The sequence below is a fragment of the Nonomuraea rhizosphaerae genome, assembly GCF_019396405.1.
Classification (GTDB): domain Bacteria; phylum Actinomycetota; class Actinomycetes; order Streptosporangiales; family Streptosporangiaceae; genus Nonomuraea; species Nonomuraea rhizosphaerae.
In genome coordinates, this window is sequence record NZ_JAHKRL010000153.1 from 19,734 (window position 1) to 28,738 (window position 9,005).

Here is a 9,005-nt window from a genome sequence, read left to right on the forward strand (position 1 = left end):
CTCCCTGTCATCCGTGCAGCGAGCTGAAGGAGGAGTCGGCGGCGAGGACACCCGACAGCGTCCGGTGGACGATGCCGAGGTTGTGACGCCAGGTCAGGCGGTAGTCGCCGCCCAGGCCGGACGGCGGCCGGGCGAGCAGGCCGGCGGCCTCCGCCACGATGTCGGCCACCGGCAGCGGCCGGTAGACGAACGCGGGCCCGGCGGTCGGCCCCAGCGCGGGGTCGGCGGCCGGGTTCAGCGGGGTGCGCATCAGCAGCGTCGCCAGCGCCGGCAGGGCCGCCTGCATGACGGGGAAGGCCGTCTGGAAGAACGGGCGCGGCGCGGTCGTCCTGCCGAACGCCTCGCCGAGCGCGACCAGCACCAGCGTGTAGAGGTTGTCGAACAGGTGGGACAGGCGGCGGAAGTCACCGCCGAGGTCGGCGTCGGACGGGTTGGCCTGCATCGGGTAGATCGGCGGCAGGCTCACCTCGCCCTCGGCGATCCGCTGGAACCTGCGGTAGTGGGACAGCTCCCACGGGGTGCCGATGATCGGGCCGTAGGTGCCGTCGAGCCGTTCGCCGTAGTGGTCGTAGCCGCCGTACGGCTCCTCGTACGGCGCGGGCGGCTGCTGGATCAGCGCCCCCTCGCCCTGCTGGACGATCTCCATGATGGCGGCCTTGGCCCCGTCCAGGTCGTGCACGATGTGCAGTTCCCCGCCGCCCGGCCCGATGTAGGTGTCGTCCCGCTGGAAGCCGGTGTCCTGCCCGAAGACCCCCTTCTCGCCGAACCGCTCGACGCAGGTGACGAAGCCCAGCTCGATCGCCTTGTAGAACTGGCCGATGGTGTCGTACGGCTCGTCCTCGGCGGGCGCGTCCGGGCCGGGCTCCGGCTGTTCGATGCGCATGAACACCGTGCGCGCGAGCGCCGGGGAGAGCGGCTGGAGCTGGATGAACGGACCGCCCGCAGTGTGCCCCAGCAGGTTGGAGGGATAGGTGGGCACGTACTTCTGCTCCAGCGAGGGGATGCAGCCGATCGCGTTCATGAGGTTGGCGACCTGCATCATGTGCAGCATCTCCTCGATCACCACCCCGCGGATGAGGCGGGAGGCCTCCGAGGCCGGCTCGCTGATCGAGTAGAGGGCGCACAGGTACGGCGGGATCGTGGACAGCTCGACGCCGAGCGCGAGCTGCAGATGGTCACCGAGCGCCTGGAGGGTGTCGATCGGCCGGTGGATCAGGGGCGCGGGTGTGGTCATGGCATGTCCTCGGGATCGTCGGGAGTGAGGAGCACGACGGCGGTTCCGCCGAGGGCCGGGGTACGCGGATCGGCGGCCACCACCAGGACGGCCTGGGGCGTCTCGATCCGTTCGGGCGCGGTGTAGCCGCCTTTGTCGTCGATGGCGCCCACCTGCGGCAGGAGGCTCCACCCGGCCGCGATCGGATCACCGCCGAGCGTGGCGGCGAAGGACAGGGTGCCGCCCGGCCCCAGCGGCGCGGGGGCGTACGGCGTGACCTGCACGGCGGCCGGCATCGCCGGGAGGACGACGATCCGCGCCTGCCCGGCCCGGTCGCCGATCCGCGCGCCGATCGTCACCGCGGTGGGTTTGCCGACCTTCTTGGGCGGGGTGTACACGCCGTCGGCGTCCACCGAGCCGACGGCGGGGGAGATCGACCACACGGCCTTGCCCTCCGCCCCGGGCAGGGCCGCGGTGAAGGCCTGTGGCTGGGCGCGGGCCGGGAGGACGGAGATGATCGGCGCGATCCGCACCTCCGCCGGGCTCACCACGACCGCCGCGTACGCCTGCTCCTTGCTGTTCGTGACGGCGGTGGCGGTGACGACGACCACCTTGGAGCTGGTCAGCGTGGCGGGCGGCGTGTAGAGGCCGGTCGCGTCGATCTTCCCGCAGCCGCGCGGCACGGACCAGGAGACCGGCCGGTCGGCGGACAGCCGCAGCGTCCCGCCGGTCGCCACGCTGCCCACCGGCGGCGTCACGGCCAGGTCGGAGGCTCGCAGCGTCCCGAACGCGACCAGGTCGCCGGGCACGTGCGCGCTCTCCAGCCGGGACGTCTGCCGGCCGGGGAACAGCAGGCTCGTCACGGCGAACGCGCCGACGTGCGGGATCTCCAGGCCGAGCAGCAGGTCGCCGAGCACGTCGCGGACCTGGCCGGCGATCCAGTCGGAGATCCCCTGCTGCGCCTCCTTCTTGTTGAGCAGGTCGAACCCTGCGTCCGGCGTGGTGTAGCTCACCTTGATCCCGCCCTCGGGCTGGAAGGAGATCACCGCGGTGACCGGGTCGGCCGACGGCAGGTAGGACACGTCCAGCTCGACCGTCATCGTGACCTGGCCGTCCTCGCAGATCGGGCCGAGCGGGGTGTCGAGCTCCACGCTCCATGGCTGCGGCCAGTCGTGCTTCCACGTGCCGGCGAGCCGGCCGGACCGGACGAAGAAGCCGATGTCCTTCAGAGGGACCACCACCGGCTCCGGACGGCCGCACCACCCGGACTGGACGGATCCGAGCGACAGCTTCAACAGCGTCCGCAGGGGGACGCGCCCGCCGGTGGACGAGGTCGCCCACGCGTCGTCCTGGTAGCCGCCCGCCGTGACGGTGACGCCCTCGCCGCCTCGCGACAGCGCGTCGTACAGGGCCTTCCGCACGATGTCGCCGAAGAACACCCGGCTCGACACCAGCAGCGCCACGTCCATGCCCGCCGGCACCGGGTCGGCCAGCGGCAGCGCTGTCTGGCTGCCGCCCTGCGGATGGTATTTCGTGGGGACGAACAGCAGCACCCGTCCCGCGTCGTCCGGGTCGCTCTGGTCGCGCTGGGTGGCCAGCTCGAAGTCGCCGGCGGGGGTGAGGTCGGTGCTGTTGGGGGTGTAGTCGAGGGTGCCCAGGGCGTACCGGTACGCGGTCGCGTGGTCGCGCAGGAAGCCGAGGAAGTACGTGCCGAGGATGGTGCCCGCCGCGTCGGGCAGGCCGAGCCCGGCGAAGAAGCCCTTGCCGTCCTCGATCCGCAGTATGACGTGGGTCTGCTCGCCGACCTCCCCCTTCACCTTGGCCAGGGGCACCGTGCCGGTGATCGTGTAGCCGTGTCCCTCGGTGATCCACTGGGTGGAGACGACGTTGGTCGTGGCGGCGTCGGCGACGACGATCCGCACGATCCCGGCGACGATCGGGATCGTCAGCAGCGCCGCCTGGGGGTCGCGTCCGGGGTCGAACGCGATCAGCGGACGGCCGAGGACGACGTCGTCGAACTCGACGGCGTAGTCGCCGATGACCGGCACGCTGCCCGTCACCGGCGGCAGGTGGCTCCCGGTGCCGAGGTCCAGCACGAACTGGCGCTGGAACAGCTCGTTCACCTTGTGCGCGGCCAGGGCGTACACCACATCCCAGCCCTGCGTCACGCTCTTGCCCGCCAGCCGGGCGAGGATGTCGTCGCGGCTCGGTCCCGTGGTCATAGTTGCGCCACCCTGTCGTAGTCGAAGTCGCCGATCGGGTCCCAGAGGCAGATCTGCACGAACGAGGAGAGCCCCTCGGTCTCCTCGACGACCTCGGGCAGCAGGAGGATCTGGCCCAGCCACGGCAGCGGCTGCGCGACGGCCTCGAAGACGTCCAGCCCGGACACGCCGGGATCGTGGTCGGCGACCTGGTAGGCGGCCCCGGCCACGCCCGTGGCGGTGAGGGTGACGGCCAGGACGTAGTCGATGGTGGCGTTCAGCTCGAAGGTCAAAGCCTTCAGGGCGGCGGGCACCGGCTTCCCCGCCAGGGTCAGGCCGCCCGTGATGATGTCCACCAGGACGAACGCCCCGTCGGACAGGATGGGCGCCCACAGGCCGATCCACGTCGCGTTGGTGATCCGCGCGCCCCTGGTCATGGACGCCCAGTCCCACTTCCACGCGAACACGGGGCTGAAGAGGGTCTGGACGACCATGTTCGCCACCACGTCCAGCAGGTTGAAGAACACCGACTTCACGCTGACGCCGCCGCCCCCGCTGGTCGTGGCCGCGAGGGCGTCCTGCATGTTGATCGTGTCGGCCCCCATGTCGATGAGGATCAGCAGGCCGGAGGCGTACCACTTCGCCTCGTCCAGCGCTGAGACGCTGCTCGCCGCCCGTACGCTCGCCGTCCTCAAGGGGTCGTACGGTCCGCGGCCGGTCTCCGCCAGGCAGGCGAGGGTGACGGGCGCGGCGAGCGCGAGGCACACGAGCCGGCCCAGCGTCATCGGGTCGTCGCTCTCGTCGGGCCGCACCACGTGCTCCCAGAACCAGGTGAGCACCGGCACGTCGGTCATCGGCGTGGTGAGCACGTCGAGCAGCCCGCGGATGATCGCCGCCGCGAACTCCAGCAGCGCCACGGCCAGGATGTCGGCGCAGTCCAGGGCCAGGTCGATCAGGTCGCGGAAGGCCGCCAGCAGGTCCGCGACACGGATGTCGCCCGCTCGGGACGGGTCCCGGAACAGCCTGTCGCACAGCGCCGTCAGGTCCCGCAGCGTCTGCTCGGCGTCCTGGATCGCGCCCATGTCGCCGGCCGCCTTGACGATCTTCTCCGCGAAGCCGTCGGGCAGCCCCGGAATGACGGGGGAGGGCTGCTCGGGCAGGTTGGCCAGCACCTTCGACAGCACGTAGTCGCGCTGCGCGGGGCTGCCCGGCAGCGCCGCCGTCAAGGCGGGCGAGCGCTTGCTTCCGGACGTGGGCAGCAAGGGGCGCAGCCGGCCGTGGGTGAGGTCGTCGATCGTGGTGTCGCCCAGCACCGCCGCGGCCGTGTCGAGCCCGGTGTTCAGCTCCGGCTTGAGGCCCCTGAAGAAGCGCCCTGCCGCCACCGGGGCGGCATCGCCGAGCCAGTCGGAGAGCGAGCTGAGCCCGCCGGTGACGTATCCGTAGAAGGCGTCCATGGTGCGCCAGGTCGAGCGCCAGTGAAAGGCGTCCTGCAGCCAGTCCTTGACCGCTTCGAAGGCGGCCCCGATCGTGTTGAGCACGCCCTGCACGAACGAGGAGACCTCGGCCGCGCCCGCCAGGGCGAGGCCCTTCACCTGCGTCCAGATGCCCTCGGCGGACTCCACCAGCGCCGAGGCGGTCCGGCTGTTCGGATCGACGACGAAGTGGAGCAGCTTGACCGCGCCCGACCTGATCGCGTTCCACAGGTCGTGGAACCAGTCCCCGGCGCTCGCCGCGAAGACGGTGCTCGCGCCGGCCTGGCCGGGCACGTCATGGAACCGCGCCAGCCTCGCCGTGAACGCGTCGTGCGTCCCGTACCTGATGAACCGCGGCGCGGCGGGGTCGCGGAGATCCACCTCGAAACCGGCGCCCCCGGCGGCTCGCAGTCCCGCGGCCGGCTTCGCGCCGGCGCCGCCGATCCTGGCGACCTCCACGATGGCCTCCGCCGCCACCCCGGCCATCTCCGGGGTCAGCCCCGGAGCCAGCGGACGGCCGTTCACCCGTGCCGCCAGCAGCGCCGCGCCGCTCATGGGCGGGACCGTCGCCGAACCGGTGAAGACCGGTGAGACTCCCGCCAGCGCCTCGTGCACATAGCCGTGCGGGACGATCGTCAGCGGCTCCGGCGCGCCGTCGGCCCGCGCGGTGAAGGTGACCGCGTCGAGGCCCACGGCCGGCTGGGTGAACTCGACCACGCCGGTCCCGTCCGTGGTGAGGACGGCGGGCGCCCCCGGCCGCGCGACCACGGCCCGTCCGCCGGTCTCCAGGCCCACCAGCCGTGACGGCTTCAGCTCCACCTTGACGCGCCGGCACGGCAGGCCGTCCGCGTCGGTGACCGTCAGCCGGGTCCGGTAGCGCGAGACCCGCGTCGGCGCGGCGGCGGACTCGCAGTGCACCGGCACCCGGGCCCACCCGCCGCGCTCGCCGTCCCGGCCGAGCAGGTCGACCGTGCCGTCCACCCGGGTCACGACGAGCGCGCCGGACCCCGACGCGGGCGTCCGCACCTGGACCGCGTCGGTGTCCAGCGGGAAGATCGGCGCCCACACGGGCGAGCCGTCCACCGCCCACGCGGTCTGCCGGAGCTGCCACAGCCTGCCGTCCGGGGCGCACCCGTAACAATGCACCAGCCCGCCGTCGTCCACCGCGGCCGCGCCCCGGACGACCTCGCCGAGCGGGACCTTGACCGCCGTGTCGCTGAAGTTCACCGAGGTGTACAGGTTGTTCGCGGTGTCGGTGAACACCGCCATGGCCGAGCCGCCGTGCGAGTACGCGGCCAGCAGCCGCGCGACCGGCGCGTCCGCCTCGACCACCGCCGGGTCCGCGGCTGCCCGCCCCTCGACTCCGGACCAGATCCGCAGCTCGCCACCGGCCGCGCCGAACAGCGCCCACGCCTCCGGCGACGTGTACGCCAGCCGGGCCTCCCCGCCGAGCAGCCCGCGGCGCACGTCGACCTTCGTCGCGCTCCACCTGCCGCCGTCGGCCGCGCAGATCGCCAGGTTGCCGTCCGGGGTCGTCCCGCTCACCGCGTACTGGCCGGTCAGCGGGATCCGCGCGACACTCAGCCCGGTGGCCGGCGGCAACTCCTGCGGGTCGCCCCACTCGCCGTCGCGGCCCCGGACCGAGCGCAGCAAGGCGGAGTCGGTGGCGAAGAAGGCGTTGACGAGGCCGTCGCCGTCCAGCAGCGACACGATCTCCCGCGCTCCGGCCCCCTTCGGCAGCGGTCGCGGCGAGTACCCCGACGCCGAGTCCGCCGACGCGCGCAGCTCCACGGCCCCGGCGCCCGCCGTGATGGCCAGGAGCAGCCGGCCGCCGTCGGCGTCCATCACGATCGAGGTGTGGCCGGCCGCCTCCGGATCGACGCTGAGCGGCTCGATCAGCAGCACGTCCTCGGACAGGCGTGAGTCGGCGTCGACGCGTAGCGGAAGGGCAGGGGTGATCGGCATGAGAACTCCAGAGGTCACGTCGTGCCCGGCGCCGTCCCGTCCCCCTGGGACAGCCGTCCGGCGATCACGTGGGCGCCGGGGAGCGGGGTGAGCACGCTCGGCGTCGAGAGCGATCCCCAGCACCCCCGATGAGCGCCCCGGCGATTCGCCCACCAGCGCAGTCTCGTGCCGCCGCGGATCGGTCGCGTCAGGGTCGGCACCCTGACATTTGCCCTTCTTTCCTCCGGCGATACCGAGGCGGGACGGCCCCGCGGACATACGGTTGGAACGTGGCGGTGCGGGTGGGCGAGAGATCCTTGCTGGAGCGTTCCGACGAGATAACCGCGTTACGGGAGGCGGTGGACGCCACCCCGTCCGGCGGTGGCCGCCTGATCGTGCTGCAGGGGCCGCCCGGAGCTGGGAAGACGAGTCTGCTGACGATGGCGGCCGACCGCGGCCGCGGGTCGGGACTGCTGGTGCTGGAGGCTCGCGGACGCGAGCTGGAGCGGGAAGTCGCGCTCGGCGTCGCGCTCGAACTGCTGACGCCTCCGGTGGCCGCCACCGCGCCGGGCGAGCGCGCCCGCCTGGTGCACGGCATGGCCGCGCCGGCCGCGCCGCTGTTCCCCGGGATCCTCCCTTCCGCCGGCTCGGCCACCCGTCCCGACACGAACGTGATGCTGCACGGCATGTGCTGGCTGGCCGCGAACCTGGCCGGCTGGGATCGTGCCGATGCGAGACGGCCCATGCTGATCGCCGTCGACGACGCGCAGTGGGCCGACGAGGCGTCGCTGCGTTTCCTGGCCATGCTGGCCGACCGGGTCGGCAAGCTGCCCGTCGCCATGGTGGTGACGGTGCGGGACGGCGAGACCGGATCCGACGTCTCGGCGCTGCGCGCGCTGGCGGCGCGTCCGCCCCATCGCCTGATGACCCCTGCTCCGTTGAGCCCGGCAGCGGTCGGCCGGCTGGTGACCGGCACCTTCCCTGACGCGGGAGCCGGCCTGGCTGCCGCGGTGGCGCACGCCAGCGGCGGCAACCCCTTCCTGGTCGGCGAACTGCTGCGATCGCTTCAGTCCGACGGGGGCGTTCCCACGGCGGACGCGGTCGCCGGCATCTTGCCCGACACGGTGCTCCGCTCGGTCCTGGCCCGGCTGGCCCGGCTGCCCGCCGACGCGCGCGGTCTCGCCGCCTCGGCCGCCGTGCTCGGCGACGGCACGCCGCTGCGCCGCGCGGCTCTCCACGCAGGACTCGAGCTGCCATCAGCCGAGCGGGCCGCCGACGCCCTCGCGGTGGCGCGCCTGCTCCGCCCCGGCGACCCGCTGGTGTTCGTCCACCCGCTCGTCGCCGCTGCCGTTCACGCCGACCTGCCCGCCTTCGCCAGGGGCCGCGCCCACCGCCGGGCCGCCGATCTGCTCACCGCCGACGGCGAGGGCGTCGAGAAGATCGCCGGTCACCTGCTGGCCACCCGCCCCGAAGGTGATCCCGGCGTGGCGCGGGTGCTGCGCGAGGCGGCCGGCCGGGCAGTGCGCCGTGGTGACCCGGCCGCCGCCGTCCGGTTGCTGCGCCGCGCTCTGCCCGACGAGACGGCCGGAGAGCGGCGTGGTGAACTTCTGGTCGAGCTGGCGCACGCGCAGCTGGTCGCCGGCGACATGGGGGCGCTCGCCTCGGTGACCGAGGGACTCGCCCTGCTCGGTGAGCCTTCCCCGGACAAGCTGCGCGCCTTGAACCTTCTCACGCAGATCCGCCATGCCCGCGACGACGTCGCCGGGACCGTCACCGCCCACCGCGAGGCGCTGGCGCTGCTGGAGCCGGGCAGCGCGAAGTGGCAGAACGCGCTGGCCGGCTATCTCATGGTCTCGACGTTCCATCCGCCGCTGCGAGGCGACGGCGAGCGGCTGCTGGCCCCGGTACTCGCCGAAGCCCGGCGGGGAAGGCCACCCGACCAGCCGGGCCTGCTGGCCCACGTCACGCTCAGGCTCGCGCTGGCCGGAGACCCACCGGCCGACGTGCGGCGGATGGCCGCGCTCGCGCTGGCCCGCGACCCGCTCGTGGGCCGCAGCGCCCACGGGGGCCTGCTCGGCATCGTCGTCCACTCCCTCGTCATGGCGGGCGAGCTGACCGCGGCGGAGGCCGCCGCCGACGCGGCACTGTCGGCCGCCGGCAGCCGGGGGGTGTTCC

The 9,005-nt window shown here is 73.4% G+C and carries 4 protein-coding genes; 1 reads left to right on the plus strand and 3 read right to left on the minus strand.

The genetic code is table 11. The features are described from left to right. Window positions 1-7: 7 nt before the first annotated feature. The 3 genes from KME77_RS07580 to KME77_RS07590 are packed head-to-tail and all read right to left on the minus strand — an operon-like array spanning window position 8 to window position 6,851. Complete coding sequence (locus tag KME77_RS07580; RefSeq protein ID WP_219463346.1) at window positions 8-1,234, minus strand: ferritin-like domain-containing protein; 1,227 nt, start codon at window positions 1,232-1,234, stop codon at window positions 8-10. Continuing rightward, entirely contained in the window at window positions 1,231-3,435 is a 2,205-nt protein-coding gene (locus tag KME77_RS07585; protein WP_219463347.1) for a hypothetical protein, read from the minus strand. The genes KME77_RS07580 and KME77_RS07585 overlap by 4 nt, the downstream gene beginning before the upstream one ends. Beyond that, window positions 3,432-6,851: a hypothetical protein gene (locus tag KME77_RS07590; RefSeq protein ID WP_219463348.1), complete on the minus strand. Its 3,420-nt coding sequence runs from the start codon at window positions 6,849-6,851 to the stop codon at window positions 3,432-3,434. Before KME77_RS07590 ends, KME77_RS07585 begins: the two co-directional genes overlap by 4 nt. Before the next feature lie 269 nt (window positions 6,852-7,120). On the opposite strand from KME77_RS07590, the gene KME77_RS07595 reads away from it, so the two are divergent. Continuing rightward, on the plus strand, window positions 7,121-9,005 hold a 1,885-nt coding region (locus tag KME77_RS07595), incomplete at its 3' end, for an ATP-binding protein (protein ID WP_219463351.1).